Origin of the sequence: Gluconacetobacter tumulicola, assembly GCF_014174215.1 — a bacterium.
GTDB lineage: Bacteria > Pseudomonadota > Alphaproteobacteria > Acetobacterales > Acetobacteraceae > Gluconacetobacter > Gluconacetobacter tumulicola.
Genome location: NZ_JABEQL010000039.1, coordinates 1 through 23,056 on the forward strand (window position 1 = coordinate 1; position 23,056 = coordinate 23,056).

16 protein-coding genes are annotated in these 23,056 nt (G+C 65.0%); 4 read left to right on the plus strand and 12 right to left on the minus strand.

What is annotated here, in order from left to right:
• Positions 1-13: 13 nt before the first annotated feature.
• The gene (cbiB, locus tag HLH29_RS17960) at positions 14-976 is read right to left on the minus strand and encodes an adenosylcobinamide-phosphate synthase CbiB (RefSeq protein WP_220791582.1); all 963 of its coding nucleotides are present in this window, start codon (positions 974-976) and stop codon (positions 14-16) included.
• 921 nt (positions 977-1,897) lie between these two features.
• Between cbiB and HLH29_RS17965 the strand changes: the two genes are divergently transcribed.
• Complete coding sequence (locus HLH29_RS17965; RefSeq protein WP_246374416.1) at positions 1,898-2,440, plus strand: multicopper oxidase domain-containing protein; 543 nt, start codon at positions 1,898-1,900, stop codon at positions 2,438-2,440.
• Here HLH29_RS17965 and HLH29_RS17970 read toward each other — a convergent pair.
• The 6 genes from HLH29_RS17970 to HLH29_RS17995 form a co-directional block, all read right to left on the minus strand.
• The gene (locus HLH29_RS17970) at positions 2,347-2,907 is read right to left on the minus strand and encodes a cytochrome b (protein ID WP_338030290.1); all 561 of its coding nucleotides are present in this window, start codon (positions 2,905-2,907) and stop codon (positions 2,347-2,349) included. The genes HLH29_RS17965 and HLH29_RS17970 overlap by 94 nt on opposite strands.
• 30 nt (positions 2,908-2,937) lie before the next feature.
• Positions 2,938-5,283: a TonB-dependent receptor gene (locus HLH29_RS17975; protein ID WP_182968755.1), complete on the minus strand. Its 2,346-nt coding sequence runs from the start codon at positions 5,281-5,283 to the stop codon at positions 2,938-2,940.
• Positions 5,284-5,321: 38 nt separating this feature from the next.
• Positions 5,322-6,098, minus strand: coding sequence for a hypothetical protein (locus HLH29_RS17980; protein ID WP_182968756.1), 777 nt, complete (start codon positions 6,096-6,098; stop codon positions 5,322-5,324).
• 44 nt (positions 6,099-6,142) lie between these two features.
• The gene (locus HLH29_RS17985) at positions 6,143-7,192 is read right to left on the minus strand and encodes a YncE family protein (RefSeq protein WP_182968757.1); all 1,050 of its coding nucleotides are present in this window, start codon (positions 7,190-7,192) and stop codon (positions 6,143-6,145) included.
• A 355-nt stretch (positions 7,193-7,547) separates the two neighbouring features.
• On the minus strand, positions 7,548-8,174 hold the full coding sequence (locus HLH29_RS17990) for a peroxidase-related enzyme (RefSeq protein WP_182968758.1): 627 nt from the start codon (positions 8,172-8,174) through the stop codon (positions 7,548-7,550).
• On the minus strand, positions 8,171-8,662 hold the full coding sequence (locus HLH29_RS17995; protein WP_182968759.1) for a hypothetical protein: 492 nt from the start codon (positions 8,660-8,662) through the stop codon (positions 8,171-8,173). Before HLH29_RS17995 ends, HLH29_RS17990 begins: the two co-directional genes overlap by 4 nt.
• Before the next feature lie 130 nt (positions 8,663-8,792).
• Here HLH29_RS17995 and HLH29_RS18000 point away from each other — a divergent pair, with 130 nt between their 5' ends.
• From HLH29_RS18000 to HLH29_RS18010, 3 genes are read left to right on the plus strand one after another with little or no spacing between them, the layout of a single operon-like run.
• Positions 8,793-9,773 carry a LysR family transcriptional regulator gene (locus HLH29_RS18000; RefSeq protein ID WP_182968760.1) on the plus strand — a complete coding sequence of 327 codons (981 nt, stop codon included), beginning with the start codon at positions 8,793-8,795 and terminating at the stop codon, positions 9,771-9,773.
• Positions 9,774-9,782: 9 nt separating this feature from the next.
• Entirely contained in the window at positions 9,783-11,297 is a 1,515-nt protein-coding gene (locus HLH29_RS18005) for an NAD(P)-binding domain-containing protein (RefSeq protein ID WP_182968761.1), read from the plus strand.
• Between the two features lie 32 nt (positions 11,298-11,329).
• Positions 11,330-12,589, plus strand: a complete 1,260-nt coding sequence (locus HLH29_RS18010) for an MFS transporter (RefSeq protein ID WP_182968762.1) — start codon at positions 11,330-11,332, stop codon at positions 12,587-12,589.
• A 144-nt stretch (positions 12,590-12,733) separates the two neighbouring features.
• On the opposite strand, the gene HLH29_RS18015 is transcribed toward HLH29_RS18010, so the two are convergent.
• From HLH29_RS18015 to HLH29_RS18035, 5 genes are all read right to left on the minus strand, one after another.
• On the minus strand, positions 12,734-17,539 hold the full coding sequence (locus HLH29_RS18015) for an ATP-dependent helicase (protein WP_182968763.1): 4,806 nt from the start codon (positions 17,537-17,539) through the stop codon (positions 12,734-12,736).
• Positions 17,540-17,699: 160 nt separating this feature from the next.
• On the minus strand, positions 17,700-19,010 hold the full coding sequence (locus HLH29_RS18020; RefSeq protein ID WP_338030291.1) for an NAD(P)/FAD-dependent oxidoreductase: 1,311 nt from the start codon (positions 19,008-19,010) through the stop codon (positions 17,700-17,702).
• Positions 19,007-20,467, minus strand: coding sequence for an aldehyde dehydrogenase family protein (locus HLH29_RS18025; RefSeq protein WP_220791584.1), 1,461 nt, complete (start codon positions 20,465-20,467; stop codon positions 19,007-19,009). The genes HLH29_RS18020 and HLH29_RS18025 overlap by 4 nt, the downstream gene beginning before the upstream one ends.
• The gene (locus HLH29_RS18030) at positions 20,464-21,507 is read right to left on the minus strand and encodes an alpha-E domain-containing protein (RefSeq protein WP_408871994.1); all 1,044 of its coding nucleotides are present in this window, start codon (positions 21,505-21,507) and stop codon (positions 20,464-20,466) included. Before HLH29_RS18030 ends, HLH29_RS18025 begins: the two co-directional genes overlap by 4 nt.
• 8 nt (positions 21,508-21,515) lie before the next feature.
• Positions 21,516-23,024: a circularly permuted type 2 ATP-grasp protein gene (locus tag HLH29_RS18035; RefSeq protein WP_246374415.1), complete on the minus strand. Its 1,509-nt coding sequence runs from the start codon at positions 23,022-23,024 to the stop codon at positions 21,516-21,518.
• Positions 23,025-23,056: the final 32 nt, after the last annotated feature.

Genomic DNA, 23,056 nt, shown 5'->3' on the forward strand with positions numbered 1-23,056 from the left:
CCCTGATCGTGCATCATGGTAAGCCGTTCAGAAGGATGATGAGGGCCATGAGGATGGCCAGCATCACCATGACCCGGCGATACAAGGCCAGTCCGCGTGCAAGGTCGGCCGGCTGCGGCTCCGGCGCGGTGCCGTTGAGCCACGGTTCGTCGGCCACGCGATCGGCATAAGTGCGTGGCCCGGAGAGGCGAATGCCGAGCGCGCCGGCAAAGGCGGCTTCGGGCCAGCCGGCGTTGGGTGATCGGTGAGAGCGGGCGTCCCGCAGCATGACCCTCAACGCTGTCACGGGGCGGGACGAGGCCAGTGCGAACAGCAGGCCGGTCAGCCGCGCGGGAGCCAGGTTGACCACATCGTCGATACGGGCTGCCGCCCAGCCGAAGGCCTCGTGACGGGGCGTCCGATGCCCGATCATCGAATCCATCGTGTTGATGGCCTTGTAGGCGGCAATGCCGGGCAGCCCCAGCAGCATGCCCCAGAAAAGCGGGGCGACGATGCCGTCCGACGTGTTCTCGGCTAGGCTTTCCGCCGCCGCTCGCGCGATGCCCGCGCCATCCAGCGGATCCGGATTGCGGCCGACGATCATCGATACCGCCCGGCGCGCACCGGCAAGGTCGCCGGCGGCCAGCGGTCTGGCGACGGCATTGACATGGTCGTGCAGTGATCGCGCGGCTACCAGCGGCCAGGCCAGAATCCCGGTCAGGATTACCCCGATCCGGCCTTCGGGAAGCAGGTGGGATGCCGCTTGCGCGATCCCCGCCGCCAGGACGATCACGCCACCCGCAAGGACCACACCGGCGACGCGGCGCGAGACGTCGCTGGCTTTTGGGCGGTTGAGGCGGCGATCACCCGCGTCGATCAGCGCGCCCAGCCATGTCACCGGATGGCCGACGCGTGCGTACAGATTTTGCGGCCAACCGACTGCGGCATCCAGCATCAGCGCGACCAGCATTGCTGCCGTGGCGCCTTCGGTCAGCATGGGATGCTGTGGCAGGCGCCGGCCTGGGTCATCGATGTGCCGTGGCAGATGGTGACAACATATCCTTCATGCAGCGTCGGTGAGGTATGCCTGATTATTAGCCGTTTGTTGGTGCATATCCGCGCCAATGCGAAACTTCTCCTTCTGCCGGTGGAGAGCTTCTGACCTCTTGGTGGCCATCGAGCAAGTGGACGGTTGCCGAACCGCAGGTGCCCGGTTTTTCCGACCATGCAATTTGTGGAATGTGCTGCTCAGTCGCTCCGCCGCGGTCAACCCTGACGGATCGAAAGCGCCGGAGAGGAATGTGGTCTCAGAGCCTGACCGAAAATGTGGGCTGGTGAGCGAGAGCGGCCCCAGCGGGGCCGCGCCCGTCGTGTGGTTCCGAGCATCGGAGCGGAGCGGCCTTGTGGGCCGTGAGCACCAAAGCGCAGGAAACGCGCGTCGGATCGCCGCCAGCGCGCATTTACGGTCAGGCTCTCAGATATGGCGGATCGTCGCATATATTGATCGCATTACGGGATCGTATATGGGGCGCCACGCCTACGACAAGGATTCTGATTGGATGCGGCCGCGCGTTCCGGCATTGTTCGGTGTCAAGCGGCGAGACGGGGTATCTCGCGGTCCACCAATCGCAAGTATCGTTGGTTGTCTTCCCCCCGCAACCATGAATCACACACAAAACCCCACGATACCAATAGGTTCGTGGGGTTTTTCTTTGGGCGGGCGGATGATCGAAAATAAATCAAAACAAAATCAATGGTTTGATTTCGCAGGCTCAAAGCGGGTCGGCCGGACCCGCAATCAATTGCACTGAGGCGCAGGGCTTTCCGCTGAAACCCGTTAGCGACTACGAGCGTTAGGAAACCAGCTCTTTCTTCGTGATCGGACAGCGCCATGACGCTGGGTCGCCGCTCCCTCCTCATGTTGGCCGGGTCAACGACGCTGTCGGCCGCGATCCCGGGCCTGGCCGTCGGCACGGATCCCATCACAAGTGAAAAGTCCGACCACACGCTGCGGATCGCCCCGGGGCTCGTGGAGCTTACCCCCGACCGCATCATCTCAACCACACTCTATAACGATCAGTTTCCCGGCCCTCTTCTGCGCCTCACGGCAGGCAAGCGGGTTGTTATCGATATCTTTAACGATACCGACACGCCGGAACTGGTGCACTGGCACGGGCAAATGATCCCGAGCGACGTCGATGGTGCAGCGGAGGAGGGCACACCCATTATCCCGCCGCATGGCATGCGCAGGGTCGCCTTTCTGCCCAGACCAGCGGGTTTTCGTTTCTATCATACCCATGTCACAGCGGGTGGTGATCTCAATCGCGGTACGTATACCGGTCAGGTCGGGCCACCAGGCGTCGCTGTTCACAACATCCGAGACAGCAACCGGTCACGCCGCACCAGCATATGCCACAAGACCGCCAGGACATGCCCTGCAATCAGCGCCAGAAACACATAGGCCACGAGGTGGCTATGCACCATGCTGGCGACATGGACCATAAACATATTGCGCGGCATTGGTGCCGACAGGGTCCAGAAGGCAATCCGCGTCGAGGCACCAAACCACGCCCACAGGAACCCGAATATCGGCAGAATCAGCAGAAATGCATAGAATACCGCATGTCCTCCTTGTGCCAGCCGCCCGGTCCCGGGCGCCTTGACCAGCCCCAGCCGCCATAACGTCAAGGCAAAGACCGTCAGGCCCGCCAGTTCATGGCTCTGCAACCACCATTTCCGAATGTCCGTGCCGTGCGGACTGGCCTCGCGCAGCCAGTTCGACACGAACAGAAAGCCGACCAGAACTACCGTCAACCAATGGACCGCCCGCAATGGGGCGGAATGACGGATGGTTCTCCGCCCCCGCTCGGGCTGTTTCACTCCATCGATCATCGCGTCATCTGGTCCAATGCCACTCCCGTACCGCATGGATCTGTTCCCCTCATGTGGGCTCGGCGGTCAGAAGCCCGTCGCGATCGTGCCGAACATGCCGAAGCCCGAGCCGACGAAATAGGTCGGGTGCCCGCTGGCGTTCCCCGTCACGCTGTTGATGCCCGCGAGATAGTGGTTGTCGCCGATATTGGAGAAATTCAGCTTGAATTCGGGCACACGGAGCGGCCCGATATTTTTGAACCTATAGCCCAGGCCCAGGTCTGCGATCGTGTAGGCCGGCATTTTCTCGTCATTCATGAAGGTCGAGTATTGCGAGGCGACATGCTTGATGTCGAAATCGGCAAAAAAGGGCCCATGCTCATAGTTCAGCGTAAAGGCGAGCTGCCATTTCGGACTGCGGACGGCGCTCTTGCCCCGGGTTGGCAGATACAGGCCACCCGACGGGATATTATTGTCCTCCGAGGCATGAAGATATTCGCCCGAAACATAGGCGCTGAAGCCGTAATAGCGGCGCGTGCCGATTTCGCCGTCGATGCCTCGGTTGGTCTGGCCGCCGCCGCTGACCGTCTGCGTCGGTGCGTTGGGATTGGTCGGGTCGGTGCTGGTGGTGACCTGCCGGTTGGTGATGTTGGCATTGAAGAACGTGACGGTGGCATTGAAGGCGCCAGTGTAACGGTAGCCGATTTCCTCGGCGATCGAATATTCGTCGGGCGGGATGGAGACGGCCTTGCTCTTCGTGCCCGATGCGGGGCGCCAGTTCTCGAAGAAACCATTTCCCGGCGGCAGCATGAAATTCGTCGTGCCGTCGACGAAGATCTGGTGATGTTCATTGGGCGCCCAGCGGATCTGCACGCGCGGCAGGTGGCGTGTCTCGAACATCGATCCATTGGAGCCGCCGGGCAGGTAATTCTGGTACGAGCGGTTGACGAAAACTTCCTTGAAGCCGCCTTCTATCGTCAGGTGGTTTTGAAGAAGGGAAATCTTTTCCGAAATATAAAGAGAGTTCAGGAGAGTTGTTTCACTGGCATTCTGCGTGGAGTAGCGGGTGCCGTCGCTGAAGACGAACGAGGTCCGGCCCGTCTGGTCCAGCGCAACGCCGTTGGTGCCCACGGGTTGGGTCAGGAAACCGAAGCTGCCATGCTGGTTCTGCACCCAGTAGCCCACTGTGGTGGTGCTGATGCCCCGCTTCATGACGCCGAACATGTTGGCGCCTTCGTACACGTCCCAGATCCGCTGGACCGAGGCGCTGTTGATCCCCTTCGCGGTTTCCGATGGGCCGGACAGCGTTTCATTGTAGCGCCGGTTACCGACATAGTTCGGCGACGGGTTGGTCAGTAGTGACGAATCGCCATAACCTTGGCTGATCGCCACATAGGGATTGATCTCGATCCGGTCGCCCTGGCCGGTCGTGACCTGGTTGTGCATCGACAGTTCCAGCGGAACCCAGTCGTAGGGAAGCGCCCTGTAATAATTTGTAGAACCAGGCTTATAGGTTGCAGAATAATTGTTGCTGATCCCATTCTGTTTCCATAGAGCCAGCGTGGGTTTCATATAGGGATATAAAAGCGTGTTGTCATAGGTCAGGCCGATCGACGAAAAGGCACGATCATTCCAGACTTTCTTGAGCTTGGCATCGACATGACGCCTTTCCAGCCCGCCGGGACCTCGCCAGTTGTTGCCCATGACGTCGGAAAACGAGGCATAGGCACTGACGCCGCTATTGCCGAGTTCGCCCGTATCCAGGCGGATGAATTCGCGATGGGTGTCGTAGCTGCCGTAGGAGGCATCGAAAAAGCCACCGAATCTCTTCGATGGATCGCGCGTCTTCAGCACGAAGGAGCCGCCGACTTCCGAATAGGATGCGTCCTGGATATCCGATGCGCCCTGGGCGAAGCTGATACGTTCGATATTCTCGGAATCGGTCCAGCTCTGGATGTTCGGATTGCCGGTCAGCACGAAATTCAGCGGTACGTCGTCGAGAAGATAGCCGATTTCCGGCTGGTCCAGCCCGCGCGAACTCATATGGATTTCGTTGGACCCGCCCAGTGGCGACCCGCTGGCGACGTTGACGCCGGGAAGCTGGCGGGCAAGCTGAAGCGAGTTCGCGCCCGGGTTCTGCGTGGCGATATAGGCCTGCCCGACCGAACTGATGGATTTCGCGAGCACTTCACGTGCCATCAATCCGCCGCCGGTTACGTTGTGCGACCCCGTAACCGATATGGATTCGGCGGATGCCCGGCTATGTGTCGGTGTCGCATGGCCGCGCCCCGGCGGCACCGGGGGCATGTCGCCGGCGTTCGGCGTGGCGGCATAGGCCGTGCCCCCCCACAACAGGAGCGCAACGGCGTTGACGACATGAATGGGGCGGCTGTTCCGTCCAGCACTGGGAATTCGATCGTTTCGCGCGATCATGGGAAGAACTCCGGTTTTCTGAAAGTGGCAGGTAGGCGCTATTTGACGACTGGAACTGCCAGGATGTCGTTACCTTCGGTGTGGAAGGCGTGCGTATGGTCGATCAACGGCTTGAAATTCGGGTCTTTCGCCAGCTCGGCCCGGACCTTTGCCATCTCCGCGTCGCGCCGTCCCAGCGCCGGCAGATCGTGATAATGCAGGAGCAGAAGCTGGTCCCAGCGACTGCCGGAATCATAACGGTTCGTGAACATCTTGTAGCTGACAAGGACCTTGTCGCGGATCCAGCCGTGCATCTGGGGCAGGCCGTAGCCCATGAAGGACTGGTCCCATTTCTTCCAGTTCTCATCGTTGCCGACCGTATAATTGATGATGTAATAGACACCCCGGTCGGGGTCGCCGTCGCCTTCGGCCCAGCGCAGATCCAGCGAATACGTCTCGATCGGCCGGGCCAGGGCCAGGCCGCGCCTGTCCAGGCCGCCGGGGCTGGTCTGTTCGATATCTTGCCATTGTCCGACCTGGCTGTAGGATGGAAATTCCAGCAGCAGCGCCGCGTCCCATGTCTTTTCATCGACATAGGGATTATACAGAATCTGGTAGGCTTTCAGGATGCCGCCTTTTTTCCAGCCGGCCAGGCGGTCCAATTCGTTGCCGCGAAGATACTGGCGAAAAGCGGGCCGGTCAGCCGGATTCGCGCGGTAGAAGATGGCAAGCGTCGTCGGCCCGTCCTGTTGAGGGGCATCGGCGCGGGCCGGCAGGGCCGCCAGGCAGGCCAGGGCAGCGGCCACCCACTTCATGCGTAATATCTTGGTATACATTACGGATTCCTCGGTCTGATGGCCCCAAGCGGGGCGTGCGGGCGCTAGCGGGCAGGGCTGAAGACCAGAACCCGCGCATAATCGGTCGGGAAGCCAAGATGCGGGACGGAGACGAACAACCGGTCGGCCACGGGGTCGAAATAGCTTGTCTTCGCCATGATGGACGTGTCGGTATCGGCATATTTCCGGAACGTGCCGTCGGGCGCATATCGCCATGTTTCGACGAACCCGTCGCCCGACGAAGCGATCAGCCGCCGCCGCCCACTATCCAGCCACAGGCTGTCGATCCAGCCATGGGCGGGCAGCACCGTGGGCTGCGCCTTGTTCGCCAGGTCCAGCGCGACGATCGTGCCGTGCATGGAATCGGTGCGGCAGGCCACGAACAGCCGTCCCCATGGGCGGGCCAGCGCGATCGACATATTCTTGGCGCAGGAAGGCACCTTTCTTTGCCCGGTGACGCGCAAGCTGTGCAGATCGACGATCGCGACCGAGGCTTTCAGGGGCAGGTTCAGGTACAGCGCCCCTCCATCATGGTCGATCACACCCTGCTCGAGGACCGGCGTGTCGAAGACGATGTCGCCGGCCACGCTGTCGCGATCGGTATCGATGACGGTCAGATGGGCGTGCGGATCGCCCGCATCATCGCCGCCATTGGCGACATAGATCCGTCTTTTGTCGCCTGGATCGACGACGATGCCATCGACGCCCGCGCGCAAGGCGATGGTCTTCAGATGCGTGAAATGCGTCCCGTCGAAGATTTCGACCTTCCCCGTGCCGTCCGAGACATAAAGCCGATCGGTATCGGCACGGTAGACGACGCCGTGCGGATTGCCGAAGCCGGGGATGGTCGCGATGACCGTCCGCGTTTCGTAATCGCTGACCACGACTTCATGACTGGCCTGCATCGTCGTGAAGACACGATGCCGCTCGGGGTCGGTCGTCACATAATCTGAATATGGGCCGCTTTTGACATCGGGAAAATCCACGGCGCCCTGCGGTTCCCATGCGGCGGTATCGGGCCCGGCGCGGGCCGGGGTCGGGAACGGCCACAGGGTCAATGTAGCAACGGAAAATGCTGCGAATAACGTTTTCATGCCCGCATCCATCGTGAGTTGTTTTACTATATGACTGATGTGCACAAAATTATTTATAATTACATGTATAATGGAAGATATGATAATATCATTTGTTAATCGTAATGATATAGCCGCGTCGATATGACGTGTCATTCCGTACGGCACTGCCATCGCGTGTGCCCCGCTTGTGTGGGGACGGGGTGGCGGGCGGACCGGTCGATGACAGTTCTGCATCCTGGCTCATAATCTCATTCCCATATTCTTATGGTCTTACCATTCGCGAATAGAATTATACGACAGGATGAAGTGCGTCCATATAAAATACGTAAGGTTGGTTATAAATATAAATAACGACAAAAAATAGTTAAATAAGCTACCCGGCGGGAGCCGGATCGTCCGGGGTGATCGCCTCGCCCAGCGTGTGCATCAGGCGATTGGCCCAGCCGAAGACGGCGGCCGATAAAACAAGATCGACGATCGCCAGCTCATCCAGGCCGATCGCGCGCAGGCGGTCCATATCGTCCTTGCACAGGTCCGCCGGGCTTTCGGCCATGCGCACGGCAAAGGCGAAGATCGGCTGCCAGTCCGCATCCACCGTCGCGTCGGGGCCGTCGGCCAGGATCTGTTCGACCAGATCGCGGCGTCTGGTCAGTTGCAGGAAGCGCGCCGCGTGAATGCTGGCGCAATAGATGCACCGGTTGAAGACGGACGTGCCGATCGCCCCCATTTCGCGTCCGGCGCGCGATAGCCCGCCAGGGGTGGCGTCCGGCCCCGTGGGGCGCTGCTGACCGTACATGATGGCATTGAAAAGCGGCGACCGCACGGCCAGCGTTTCCGGGTCATGCGCCAGTGTCAGCACATAATCCGAAACCCTGGTATTGGACGGGGTTATCCGCATGGCTTCGCGCTGCGCGTCCGTGGCGTCGGCCAGGCGGACCGGTCGCACGTAGGGCAGCCAGTCCAGCGGAGCCAGCGTGAATTGATGGACCGGTGTGCTCATGGGGTCTCCTGCAAGGCTGCCAAGCCGAGGCCCAGGCGGGTCTGGTAGTTCACGCAGGCGATCAGTTCGGCCAGTTGAACGATTTCGGTATCGGTCAACCCGGCCTTTTGCAGCGTGACGACATGTTTGCGCGTGGCAAGGCGTGGGGTTTGGGTCACCAGGTCGGCATAGGCGACGATCAGGGACAAGAACGCGTCCTCCGGCGGCGCGCCATCGGCGATCGCCAGCATCCGCGTGGACGGCCTGACCGCCATCAGGCGATCGCGGTACGATGCCGCCGCCGCGTCGGCGCGGACAAGGCGGGCCATGCGCGTGGCCAGCGCCAGGCGAATGATGCCATCCAGCCGTCCGGGATCGCGCGGTGCGATCACGGCTTCGTTCGCGCGTTCGGACAGGCGTAAGATATCGCCACGTTGCGCGAGCGCGTCGGCCACGGGGCCGGAAAAGGCGCGCCCCGCCAGGGTGGAGACAAAATCCCGAATGGTCATGGCTCTATCGGGCTCCGTAAGTTTGTTCTGGGGAATGTATCATGCAGAAACGTAATGGCAACATATTTATAATGCCGAAAAAGCATTTTGTCCTTGCCGCATGCCGGTCGCTCGGCATAGGTTGGCGGCCATGACGGTGGAAACCTTGGATTTCAAGCAGCTCGAGGCATTCTGCGCCGTCATGACGGCGGGGGGGGTCACGGGGGCCGCGCGGTTGCTGCACCGTTCGCAGCCCAACGTGTCGCGCCTGATCCAGGAGCTGGAAAACACCGTTGGCTTCGCGCTGTTCGTGCGCAACGGGCCGCGCATTTCACCGACGGAACATGCCCTGCGTTTCCATCCCGAAGCGGAAAGGCTGGTCAATGTCTTCCATCATGTCCGCGAACGGGCCGAGGCGATCGGCAGCGGGCAGCCGCCGTCTTTCGAAATCAGCGCCATTTCCGCGCTGGCCGTCAGCCTGGTTCCCCCGGCGCTGGCTGCCATCCCGCGGGAGTTGATGCCCAGCTCGCTGCATGTTCAGGCTGCGGTCGTGGACAGAGTGGCGCAGTCGGTGGCGACCGGGGCGTCGGATTTCGGGCTGGCCAGCTTTCCGGTCAGCTATCCGGGGCTTGGCGTGAAATGGGTGGGCGAGGCCCCGTGCGTGGCGGCATTGCGCCACGACCATCCCCTGGCCGCCAAGCCGCTGATCCCGCTGCGCGCGTTTGCCGACTGCACGCTGATTACCATGTCCAACCCCTTCAAGCTTCGCTACCGTGTGGACCACGTTTTCGAAAAAGAGAGGATCGCGCCTTGCGCGATCGTGGATACCAATACCGGTGCGACCGCGTTGTCGCTGGCGCGCGAGGGGCTGGGGGTTGCGATCGTCGATCCGGCTACTGCTTACGGAATGCCGTTCCGCGACCTGGTGCTGCGCCCACTGGATGTGCGCATTCCGTTTTTCTTCGGGGCCATCGTGGGGGCGTCGCGTGCCCTGCCGCCGGCCCTGAGCGTGTTTTCCGACGCCGTCCTGGCGGCAGCCGAACGGCTTCTTCCCGGTTTCCGCCTGCATCAGACGCTGGGCGCGGATCTGCTGGAAGACGCGTTGTACGGTGAACAACCATTGCAGACATAGAGAATATTCATGACGTACCCGATCGTGGACCCCGAGGCGGACCGGCATGTCGTCCTGTGCGATCCGCCGGAGATCGCTGGCGGATTGTCCCGCCTGGACGCGCGCGTCCGCCAGGACCTGGCCTGGTTGGACCTGCCTGCCGAAAACTGGGTCCCCGGCCGGGTGTCGGACGGGCAGCAGGTGCGCGATGTCGTCGTGATCGGCGGTGGCATGGCCGGTCTGGCGGTTTCGGGCACGCTGATGCGCTACGGCGTGCGCAACCACGTCGTCTATGATCGCGAAGGCGTCGGGGCCGAAGGGCCGTGGCTGGGTTACGCCCGGATGCGGACACTGCGTTCGCCCAAGAGCTTGCCCGGCCCCTGTCTGGGCGTGCCGTCGCTGACCTTCCGCGCGTGGTACGAGGCACGCTTCGGCGACGAAGCCTGGGCCGCGCTGGTCAGGATTCCGCGCGCGACATGGATGGAGTACCTGGTCTGGCTGCGGCGGGTGCTGGACCTGCCGGTCAGGAACGATAGCGAACTGACCGCCGTCGCGGCGCGCGACGACGGCCTGCTGGCGCTGACCATGCGGCACGCGGGGCACGAGGAACGGGTGCTGTGTCGCCATTTGGTGCTGGCGACGGGGCGTGACGGGCTGGGCGGCGCCTATGTGCCGCCGGCGATCGCCGCCCTGCCGCGCGGACTGTATGCCCATTCGTCCGATCGGATCGACTTCGCGGCGCTGCGGGGACGGCGGGTCGCGGTCGTGGGCGGCGGGGCCTCGGCGATGGACAATGCGGCGACGGCGCTGGAGGCCGGGGCGGCGCGCGTCGATCTGCTGATCCGGCGCAAGGACCTGCCGCGCGTGAACAAATTCACCGGCATCGGCAGTCCCGGCGTGGTGCAGGGTTTTGTCGGGCTGCCGGACGGATGGAAATGGCGGTTTCTGGATTACACGCTGGGGGCGCAAACACCCCCGCCGCGGCCCAGCACGCTGCGGGTGTCGCGGCATGACAATGCGTATTTCCACCTGGGTTGCGCGCTGCAATCGGTGGCCGAACAGGATGGCGCGTTGCGGATCGCGACATCACGCGGCGTTCTGGATACGGATTTCCTGATTGCTGCCACCGGCTTTGTCACCGATATGACGCGCCGGCCGGAATTCGCCGCTTTCGCGGACAAGGTACGACGGTGGGGCGACCGCTTCCGTCCCGATGCCGCCGACATGCCTTCGGGCCGCATCAATGCCGAACTGGCCGGCGCGCCCGACCTGGGGCCGGGATTCGCGTTTCAGGAACGCGAGGAAGGATGCGCCCCTTACCTGCGCCAGATCCATTGTTTCTGTTTTCCGGCGACGCTGTCGCACGGCAAGGTCAGCGGCGACATCCCGGCGATCAGCGACGGGGCCGACCGGCTGGCGCGGCATCTGGCGCAAAGCCTGTTCGTGGCGGACCGGGCCATCCATTATCGCAATCTGCAGGATTTCGCGACGCCCGAACTGCTGGGTGACGAATGGCGGGACACGCCATTGCCGCAGCCGGCATAAGGTTCCGCGCCATGACCCCGGCCCCGCAAGACATGGATACGAGAAGCAGAAGCCAGGCGGTGCTGGCCGCCATTCTGGGCAATGCGTTCGAATGGTACGATTTCGGCGTGTTCGGGTTCATGACCCCCGTGATCAGTTCGCTCTTTTTTCCGGCGGAAGGGCTGGGCCAAGCCGACGCGGTGCTGTTGACCACCGCGCTGTTCGGGACCGGATTCATTACCCGTCCGCTGGGCGGCATCGTGCTGGGCCTGTATGGCGACCGGTACGGGCACCAGCGTGCAATGGTGCTGGGCATGAGCATCATGGCGGGCGCCATGGCGCTGATGGCATGCGCGCCGCCCTATCGCGTCGGCGGGGCGCTGTCGCTGGCGATGGTCATCGCCGCGCGCCTGCTGCAAGGCTTTTCGGTAGGTGGCGAATTCGCGACCTCGACCACCGCGCTGATCGAACTGGCGCCGCCGGGACAACGCGGCTTCTTCGGGTCGTGGCAGATCACGGGGCAGGTCATGGCCCAGATCATGGGGGCGGGGCTGGGATACCTGGTCACCAGCCTGTTCACCCATGCCCAGCTTTATGCCTATGCGTGGCGGATACCATTCCTGTTCGGCCTGATGATCCTGCCGCTGGTCTTCACGCTGCGCCATGCCCGCCATCGGCCCGCGCCCGGCGGCCACGCCATCTCGACCGGCGAGACACTGGCGCACCTGCTGGGGCAGCGCCCGCAGATTCTGGTGGGCATGGGGCTGGTCGTGGCCAGCACGGTGTCGTTCTATGTCATCTACGCCTATGTCGTGACCTATGCCGCCACCGTCCTGCATTTGCCGATGGTCCATTCCTATCAGGTGCAACTGGTCGCCGCGGGCGCGATGATGCTGGTCGTGCCGTTCAGCGGCTATCTGTCCGATCGCTGCGACAAGCGGGCAATCATGCTGGCGTCGCTTCTTGCCTATGCCATCATGATCGTGCCGCTTTACATATGGCTGGTCGCGGCGCCGTCGATCGCGCGGTTGCTCGTGCTGCAGGTCGCCCTGTCGGTCGCCAGTGGCATGTTCCTCGGCACTTACTGCACGTTTCTGGTTGATCTCGTCTCGCCCCAGGCGCGCGCCACGGCGCTGGCGATCATCAACAACCTGGTCGTGCTGCTGGTCGGCGGCTTCGCGCAGTTCATCGTCACCTGGCTGATCCAGGCAACCGGGCTGAAAATCGCGCCGTCCTTTTTCGTGCTGGGTGGCATCGCCATGGGACTGGCCGCGCTCGCCAGCCTGCCAGCCTCAAGAAACCGGCCGGCGTAAGGTAAGGGGCAGAGTCGTCAAGGAATTCAGCGGCTGCTCCTGCGATGAGTGCTTTCGCAAGGTCCATGCCGATACGGCGTCGGGCGATTCAGCCACATGGCGCTTGTATAGTCGCGCCAGATGCCTCACCGGCGTGTCGCTGCGTCATTGATGCCAGCTCAGCCCTTTCGGCACCATCGAGAAACCGCAGGCGCGCAGGGCCGCGTTCAGGCGCGTCGTGAGCACAGGGCGGTCGTCGACCAGTTCCAGCGTGAACAGGAGATGCTTCTCGCGCCTGAGCGCGGTGGCGAGCGCTGCCAGGCTGGTGCCGAGCAGGTCGGCGAACGCGGGATCATCCGTATCGAGATAAGTCAGCAGATGACGGCCACCCTGCGTAAGATAGAGTACGAGGCGTCCATCGGCGATCACGACGAACGCGCCGGCGCGGCGCGTCGGGCGGATCGCGGATCGGTGCGGCGGCCATGGTAGAATCGTGCCGAAGGGACTGGCCGGGTCGCCAGCCGAGAGCCCGACCGGCGTAAGGTCGGCAGACCGTGTGTCTGCGAGATCGCGTAACCGGTCAACGGTCGCGCGTTCGGCGAACTGCGAAGCCCCCAGCCCTTCGACGAAGCGGCCACGCAAGATCTGCCCGGCATCCTCCATGCTGCGGAAAATCGTCTGCAGCCCGGGAAAGCCGCCCGGCACGTCTTCTGCGACGGCTGCGCCGCGCGTGACGATGCCGTACCGGTCCAGCAACCCCTCGGCCAGCGCCAGCGCGCGGGCCGTGTCACTGACCGTTTCACGAGGCAGCAGCGACCAACGGCCCGCCAGGGTCGGATCGCCAGGCGCGCCGGATGGCGAAGCGCCGCCCGTCCTGGGCCGCGCGAACGCATGAAACCCCCTGTGCCGGCGCGACAGGTGAACCGGGCGGGGACGGTGTGTGCGCACGCCCGAGCGCGCACGCAGCGGCATCCAACTGTCGCTGGTGACATATCCCGCCAGGGCGAGGTCCCACAGGGCCGCGTCGAGGTCGGGCATGGACAGCAGGGGGCCGCCGTCCCAGGTCCCGGCCGGGTCCGCCGCCAGTCGGGCGGGTGCCAATGTTGCAAGCTGGCGCGCGAAATAGGCACCGCCATCGGCGAGAATATCGAGGATCGTGCGCTGAAGGGGCGAGAGGGTCGCCATGTCGTCAGCAGCAGGCGGGGGCGGCAGGGTTTCGGCGGCGAATTCCCGTGGATGCAGGGAAATCAGACTGTCGTCCCCGCCGAGCTTGCCATGGCCGCACCACAGGACGCTGCCGATGGCGATCAATTCGTCCAGCATGGCCGGCGTGTAGTCAGGCACGCGGGCACGCAGGATCTGGTTCTCCCATAACGAGGCCGGCAGCGGCACGCCGGCGAGTTGTTCGATGATTCGCGCGACACCGTGGGTGCCGGTGCGGATCTCTCCTTCCGCATGCACGGGATGACGCGCGGCCAGACCGTGGCGCTCCAGCAGAAGGCATGCATAGGCGTCACGGCCAGCGGGGCGGGTGGCCTCGCGCGCCGCCTGCAATGAGCGCAGCCGCAGGCGCCGGAATACGTCGTCGGCCACCCATTCGTGGCGCGCCAGCGGATTGGGCGTCGATGGATTGGACAGGAGGGGATCTGCGGCGGATTCCTCCATCGCTTCCAACCGGCGCTCGACACCGAAATTTCCTTTGAACAACCTGCCCTGATCGCGCAGCCGTTCCAATGTCGCGTCGGCGACCGTAACGCCGAGGCCGAAATGGGTCGCGACCGCGTTTGTCGTGAAAGGCCCATGGGTGCGCGCATATCGCGCGACCAGTTCGCGGAGCGGGTCGGCGGTCGGTTGCAGGAAGATACCGGGCAGATCGCCCGGCAGCGTCACGCCGAGCGCGTCGCGCAACCGGGCGGCGTCCTCGATGGCGGCCCAGCAAGGTCTGCCTGCGATCGTCACCCGGATGACGCGACGCTCGGTCGCGAGTGCGGCGAGACATGCTTCCGCGTCGCCACCCGCGAGGCGCTGCGCGACCGCGTCCACCGACAATGGGCCGAGTTCGCGCAAAAGGTCGGCCGTGCCCTCTTTCCCCTTTGCCCGCCATTGGGGTGCCAGCCGTTGCAACTCGCTTTCCACCTGCTCGGTAACCGCGGGATCAAGAAGCGTTCCAAGATCGACCTCGCCGAGAAGATCGGCGAGAAGCCCGCTATCAAGCGACAGAACGGAGGCACGTCGTTCGGCGATCGGTGCGTCGGTCGCATACATGAATTCCGCCACGTAACCGAACAGCAGGTCTGCCGCGAAAGGCGAGGGAATATCGGTTGTCACCTCCACCATCCCGACTGCGCCGTCCGCGAGGCGGCGCGCCAGAATGTCGAGTGCCGCGAGGTCGTAGACGTCCCGCAGGCATTCGCGGGCGGTCTCGACCAGGATCGGAAAATCCGGGTGATCACGGACAATTTCCAGCAATTGCCCGGCACGCAGCCGCTGCTGCCACAGGGGGGAGCGATGGCCGGGCGCACGGCGTGGCAGGAGCAGTGCGCGAGAGGCACATTCCCGGAAGCGGGCGGCGAACAGCGCCGAGCCGCCCACCGCCTCGGTCACGATGCCCCGGAGCTTGTCCGGATCGAAGAGGAACAGTTCCGCGCCCGGCACGCGTCCGTCCGTGTCGGGCAGGCGGGCGACGATACCATCATCGCTGGCCACCACCGAAGGGTCGATCCCATACCGGCGCCGGATGCGCGCCGCGACCGCCAGCGCCCAGGGGTCATGCACGCGGCGCCCATAGGGCGAGTGCAGGATGATCCGCCAGTCGCCGCCCTCGTCGCGACAGCGTTCGACCACCAGCGTGCGGTCCGTCGGTAGCACGTCGGTCGCCGCGCGTTGCTCGCCGATGAGCGCGAGCATGTTGGTGATGGCGTTCGTGTCCAGCCCCGCCGCCCGCAGCCTCGTTTCCGGTCGGGGGAGGGTCTCGTCGTCTCCGCGCTCTTCGCGCGTTTCGGCGTCGAGCGTGGCCATGAAGGCGCCGATCGCTTCCCCCAGTTCAGCAGGCCGCCGCGTGCCGTCGCCGTGCCAGAATGGCAGCCGGGCAGAGCGGCCCGGCGCTGGCGTCACGATCACCTGGTCGTTGGTGATCTGTTCGATGCGCCAGGATGTCGTGCCGAGGGTGATGATGTCGTTTACCCGGGATTCGTAGACCATCTCCTCATCAAGTTCCCCGACGCGGCGCGACCCGGCACGTTCCTCGCCTTCGGGGAGGATGACGGTGAACAGCCCCCGGTCGGGAATGGTGCCCCCACTGGTGACGGCAAGCTGCAAGGCACCGGGACGCGGCGTCAGCACCCCGGTCTCGCGATTCCAGACCAGACGCGAGCGGAATGCGGCGAAATCGTCCGACGGATAGCGCCCGGCGAGCATGTCGAGCGTCGCATCGAACGCGGCGCGAGACAGGGACGAGAAAGGCGCCGCACGCCGCACGGTCGCGTACCAATCCTCGACGTCCACGGGTGCGACGGCGACCGCCGCCACCGTCTGCTGCGCCAGGACATCGAGCGGGTTGCGCGGCGGGTCGATCGCTTCGATACGGCCGGCGAGCATGGATTCGACGGTCACGGTGGCATCGACCAGATCGCGTCGCGTGCGCGGATAGACCAGCCCGGACGAGGCGCCCCCGACCTGATGGCCTGCGCGGCCCACCCGTTGCAGGCCGCTGGCCACCGAAGGCGGGGCCGCGACCTGGATCACCAGATCGACCAGCCCCATATCGATGCCGAGTTCCAGGCTCGATGTCGCGACGACGCAGCGCAGATCGCCGGATTTGAGGGCGCTTTCGATCTCGCGGCGCTGCTCTTTCGAGACCGAGCCATGGTGCGATCGCGCGATCAGCGGCGGCACGCCGGTCGATCGCTTTTCGGTGCTGCCGGAGACCGATGCATAATGGACGGGCGACCCGGTGTCCGGCACGTCCTGCGCCCATCGTTCGGCGTAGAGTTCGTTGAGTCTGGCGGTCAGCTTCTCGGCCAGGCCGCGCGAATTGGTGAAGACGATCGTTGCCTGCCGGCCCAGGACCCTGTCGAGGATACTGGCCTCGACATGCGGCCAGATCGAGCCCGCGCGCGTGCTGCGTTCTCCGGCGCTGCCCTCGCCGACCGGCGCCCCCAGCTTGCTCATATCCTCGACCGGCACCACGATCTTCAGATCGAGCCTGCGGCTGGCGGGCGGATTCACGATCATCACCGGCCGCGCACCCCCGAGGAACTGCGCCACTCGCTCGGCCGGGCGCACGGTCGCCGACAACCCGATCCGCTGTGCCGGCTGCGGCAGCAATGCATCCAGGCGTTCCAGGCTCAACGCCAGATGCGCGCCGCGCTTGGTGCCGGCCACCGCGTGCACCTCGTCGACGATCACTGCCTGCACGCCACGCAACGTCTCGCGCGCCTTGGAGGTCAGCATCAGATAGAGGGACTCAGGCGTGGTGATGAGAATGTCGGGAGGGCGCCGCAGCAGCCCCGCCCGTTCGGCCGAAGGCGTATCGCCCGTGCGCATGCCCACACTGATCGCGACGGGCGGGTCCCCACGCCGTTGCCTCTCCTTTTCGACGCCATGAAGCGGGATGCGCAGGTTGCGCTGCACATCGGCACCGAGCGCTTTGACCGGCGAGATATAGAGAATGCGTGTCGCTGCCCTGGCTTCAGGTTTGGTCGGGGGCTTTGCTGACGCGGATGCCGTCTCGGCGGTCATCTCCGCTTCGCGCTCGCGGAACAGCCGGTCGATCGCATGCAGGAACGCGGCCAGGGTCTTGCCCGAGCCGGTCGGCGCAATCACCAGCGCATTCTCTCCACCGCCTATGACCGTCCATGCTGCCGTCTGCACTGCCGTTGGAGCGGCAAACGCCGCGTCGAACCACGCGCGGGTCGCGGGCGCGAAGCGTGCCAGCGGGTCGGCGGTCGGGATCTGCCTCGGAGGGGTCATGTCGCAGCCCGGTTCTCTCTGCTCTTCAGCGGTGCGCGAGGCGGGATTCTTCGTTCTTTTTTGAAAAAAGAACCAAAAAACTTTTTGATTCGTTCAGGCGTTTTTTGCTGGGGCAGGCGATGGCCCTGAACGGATCAAAAGTCTTTTTGCTTCTTTTTCTTCAGAAAAAGAAGACCCTTCGCGCCAGCGCATCGACAACCCGCCCCTGCAACACCTTCGCCGTCACCCCCAGCGGCCAGGCATCATGGAACGGGATCGGCCGGATCGGTCCCGGCGGCAGCAGGATGTCCTCGGTACTGGCGCCCAGCGCGCGACGGGCCACTTCGCGCCCCAGTACTGTCGCCATCGCGACGCCCCGGCCATTATAGCCCAGACAGGCGATGATGCCCGGCATCGGTTCGTGCCAGTGCGGGTAGTGATCCATCGTGACCGCCACATGCCCGTTCCAGCCATGGGTCCAGGGCACGTCGCGCAGGAATGGCCACAGGGCGAGCGCCTGCTGGCGCAGGAACGGGAATGCATCCGGCCCGTCGCGCTCGCCCAGCGTCGACCGGCCGCCGATCAGCAGCCGCCCCGCATCGTCGATCCGGTAATAGGTCGTGATCTCGCCAAGTTCATACAGCACCTCGCGCGACGCCAGGATGCGGGCGCGGGCTTGGGGCGGCAGGGGGGCGCTGGCGATGATGGCGCTGGTGACCGGCACCACGGTCCGGCGGAGCCGGTTCCACAGCCGGTCGGCATAGCCGTTGGTGGCAAAGACCACGCGATCGGCCAGCACCGCGCCATGCCGCGTGCCCACCCGCCAGCGTCCGCCATCGCGGCGCACCGACAGGGCGCGGCTGCCGCCATAAATCGCGGCACCATGGGCAATGGCGGCCTCGGCCAGTCCGCGCGCCAGACCCAGCGGGTTCACCTGCCCACCCCGCCGGTCCAGCAGGGCCGCGCGATAATGGGCCGTGCCGGTGCGGGCGGCGATCTCCGCCTCGTCCAGCCACGCGACATCCCCACCACGCGCGGCGCATTCCTCGGCCAGTTGCCGCAGGGCGGGAATCTGGGAGTCGGCCGTGGCCGCTCGCAAGGTGCCACCGCGTGCGGCGGCGCAGTCGATGCCGTGGCGTGCGATCAGATCGAACACCAGGTCAGGCGCTGACCAGGCCGCCTCGGCCAGTCGCGCGCCGCGCTCTCGGCCGAAATGGCGTTCGACCTCCGACGGCAGGGTCTTCAGGCCCGGATTGACCTGCCCGCCATTGCGCCCCGAGGCGCCCCAGCCGGGCTCATGGGTCTCCAGCACCGCCACGGCATGGCCGGCTTCGGCCAGATGCAGCGCCGCCGACAGTGCGGTAAAGCCGCCGCCGATCAGGACGGTCTGGACACGGGTTTCGCCCGCCAGCGGCGGGGTCGGTGTCGGTGGCCGGGCTGTGTCGGCATACAGGCTGGCCGGCAGCGTGGTACCCACAGGCCGGCCTTTCACGCGTCGGGCCCGTATCCCAGGATGGCCTTGATTTCCAGGAAGTCGGTCAACCCGTATTCGCCGCACTCGCGCCCGTTGCCCGACTGCTTGTAGCCGCCGAAGGGGGCCGCCACGGTCCAGGGGGCACCATTGATGTTCACATTGCCCGCCCGCAGGCGCCGGGCCACCGCGCGGGCCTGGGCCAGATCGCCGCCCTGCACATAGGCCGCCAGCCCGTATTGCGTGTCGTTGGCGATGGCGATCGCCTGCTCGACATCGTCATAGGCGACGATCGACAGCACGGGGCCGAAGATTTCCTCGCGCGCGATGGTCATGTCCGGCGTGACGCGGCCGAACACTGTGGGGCGCACATAATAGCCGACCGGCAATCCTTCCGGCCGGCCCGTTCCACCGGCCACCAGGACCGCGCCCTCGTCGATGCCGGTCTGGATCAGGCGCTGGATCTTGTCGAACTGCACCTGGCTGACCACCGGGCCCAGCCGCGTGTCCGCCCCATCCGGCGGCCCGACGACGAAACCTGCCGCCGCCTGCGCGGCAAGCGCCATGGCCTCGTCCATCCTTGCCGCCGGGACCAGCATGCGGGTCGGTGCGTCGCAGGACTGGCCCGAATTGCCGAAGCAGCCGGCCACGCCACGCCGCACGGCGTCGGCGAAATCGGCATCGGGCAGGATGATGTTGGGCGATTTGCCGCCCAGCTCCTGATGCACGCGCTTGACCGTATCGGCCGCCAGCCGGGCGACGATGGTGCCGGCGCGGGTGGAGCCGGTGAAGGAGACCATCTCGATATCCGGATGGCGGGCAATCGCCTCGCCCACCCCGGGGCCGTCGCCATTCACCAGGTTGAACACGCCGGGCGGCACGCCGGCCTCGTCCAGGATTTCGGCGAACAGCAGGCCGCTCAACGGCGCGACCTCGCTGGGTTTCAGCACCATGGTGCAGCCGGCGGCCAGCGCCGGCCCGACCTTGCAGGCGATCTGGTTCATCGGCCAGTTCCACGGCGTGATCAGCCCGACCACGCCCACCGGCTCGCGGGTAATCATCATGCCGTCGGCCTGCTGGTCGAAGGTGAAGTCGCGCAATGCGCGCGCCGTTTCCTCCAGATGCGCCATGCCGGCCCAGGCCTGCGCATCGCGCGCCATGGGCAGCGGGGCGCCCATTTCCAGCGAGATCGCGGCGGCCATGTCGTCCATGCGCCGGCGATAGACCGTCAGAATCCGCTCGAACACATCCAGCCGTTCGGCGCGGGTCGAGACCGACCATGTGGCGAAGGCGCGCCGCGCCGCCGCCACCGCCCGGTCGACATCGCCCGCGCTGCCCAGCGCGATGGCGGTGCAGGGGGCTTCGGTGGCCGGATCGATGACATCGAGCAGGCGAGGGGCCAGGGGTTCCACCCAGGCTCCGTCGATATAGAATTGTGTCGCGTGGGGCAGGCGGCCGGGATGAAACGGCAAAATCATGACTGGGACTGTTCCTGACTCAAGCCCGGATCTGGGTCCGGATGGGCGGCGGCGGCCGGCATGGCCGGCGGCCAGAAGGCCCGGGCGATCTCGCCCTGCACCAGATGCAGCTCCCGCTGCACCCAATCGAGGAATTCGTGCAGGCCGCGCAGGATGATGTCCTCCACGGTCTGTTCCGCCAGGGTGGCGCGCAGTTCCTCGATCCGCTCGGCGGCGGCGTAGCCGTTCTTCAGCCCGTAATCGGTGCGCAGATGGCCCACCGCCCAGTGCAACTGGCGCAGGCTGGTCGAGAGTGACCGGGGGAAGCCGTCATTCTTCAGCAGGAAGCCGGCGACATGGGCCGGCGTCATGTCGCCCGGCACCGTGCGGCGGTAGGCGTGATAGGCGGCGGCCGAGCGCAGAACGGCGGCCCACTGGCCGATATCGACCTCCGACCCCACCCCGGCGACGCTGGGCAGCAGCGTGTGATATTTGATGTCGATCAGCCGCGTGATCTGGTCGGCCCGCTCGAGGTTGCGGCCGATCAGGTAGAACAGCCAGGCCTGATCACGATAGAACGTGCCCTCGGTGATCCCGTGATGGGTCTGGCAATCCTGTTTCAGCCGCGCGCACAGGGCCGACAGGTTGGACGGGCGGATATCGGTCGGCCCCAGCGCGCTGATGGCGTTGGTGAACATGTTGAGATGCATCCACATCTCGGTCGAGATCAGCGGCCGTAGCGAACGCGCGTTTTCGCGCGCCGCATGCGCGATCGAGACGATGGAGTTCGGATTCTCGCGGTCGATGACATAGAAGCCGACGACATTTTCCTCCGACGCGACCGCGTGCCGCTCGAAGAACCGCTCGTCGTCGGCATTGATCTGCACGATCGACAGCCAGCCGGTGCTGGTGCTGCGCGCCCGCACGAACGTCTCGGTCACGTCGATCAGGCGGGCCAGGTTCTCGATCCGCTCCATGTAGCGCGCCAGCCAGATGGTACATTCGGCATAGCGCGACAGCAGGTTGGGCATGGCGATGCCGCCCGGCGGAATATCGATCATGAGAGGGTTCATGATGCCAGCACCCATGTATCCTTCGACCCGCCGCCCTGCGAGGAATTGACCACCAGCGATCCCTTGCGCAGCGCCACGCGCGACAGCCCCCCGGGCAGCACCCAGGTCGACTCGCCGGTGACCGCGAAGGGCCGCAGATCGACATGCCGCGCCTCGACCCCGGCCTCGCACAGGGTGGGGCAGACCGACAGGTCGATGACCGGCTGGCTGATGTAATTGGCCGGATCGGCCAGCAGGCTGGCGCGGAATGTCTCCAGCTCGGCCTGGGTCGCGTGGGGGCCGATGATCAGCCCATAGCCGCCGGATTCGCCGACCGGCTTGACCACCAGCCTGTCCAGGTTCGCCAGCGTATAGGCCAGCCCCTCGGGCTCGCCGCAGATATGGGTCTCGACGTTGGAGAGGATCGGCTCCTCCCCCAGATAATAGCGGATGATGCGCGGCATGTAGGCATAGACGGCCTTGTCGTCCGCAACGCCGGTGCCGATCGCATTCGCGATCGTCACGTTGCCACGGCGATAGGCGTCCACCAGCCCGGGCACGCCCAGCATGCTGTCCGGGTTGAAGACCTGCGGGTCCAGAAAATCGTCATTCAGGCGGCGATAGATCGAATGGACCGGGCGCGGTCCCGCCACGGTGCGCATGAACACGCGCCCGTTCTCGACCATCAGGTCGCGGCCCTCGACCAGCGGCACGCCCATCTCCCGCGCCAGGAAGACATGCTCGAAATAGGCGGAGTTGTAGATGCCGGGCGACAGCAGCACGACCTCCGCGTCGCGGATGCCGCCGGGCGCCGTTTCGGTCAGCGCGCGGCGCAGGCGCGGCCCGTATTCATCCACCGGCATCAGGTCCAGCCCTGCGGCCAGGTCCGGCATGCTGCGCAGCATCATGTGCCGGTTCTCGATGACATAGGACACGCCGGAGGGCGTGCGCGCATTGTCTTCCAGAACCAGGAAGTTCCCTGCACCGTCCCGGACCAGGTCGGTGCCGTTGATGTGGACGTAGACCCCTCCGGGAACGTCCAGCCCCTCCATCTCGGGCCGGTAATTGGAATTGCCCAGCACCAGCCCGGCGGGAACGATGCCGTCCTTCAGGATGCGGCGCTCGTGATAGATATCCCACAGGAAATGATTGATCGCGGCGACCCGCTGCTGCACCCCGCGCTCGACATGGTCCCATTCGGCGGCGGTCAGCACGCGCGGAATCAGATCGACAGGCAGGATGCGGTCGATCGCGTCGCGATCGGTATAGACGGTAAAGGTAATGCCCAGATTATACAGGTCCGCCTCGGCAACGCGGGCCCTCTGGCGCAACTCCGTCAGCCCGAAATGCGCCAGCCTCTCGCGAATCAGCGTCAGGCTGTCGGGCGCCGGGTCCCGCCGGTTCATCAGTTCGCAATAGAAATCCGGCGTATCGTAGGACACGAACAGGCCCGGTCCCTGTTGCGCGTCGTGCTGCCCCGGATCGCTCCCGAAGGCGCTTCCGAAGTCGCTCCCAGAGTCGCTCATTGTCCCGTTTTCTCCCGTGCATGGCAGGAGAT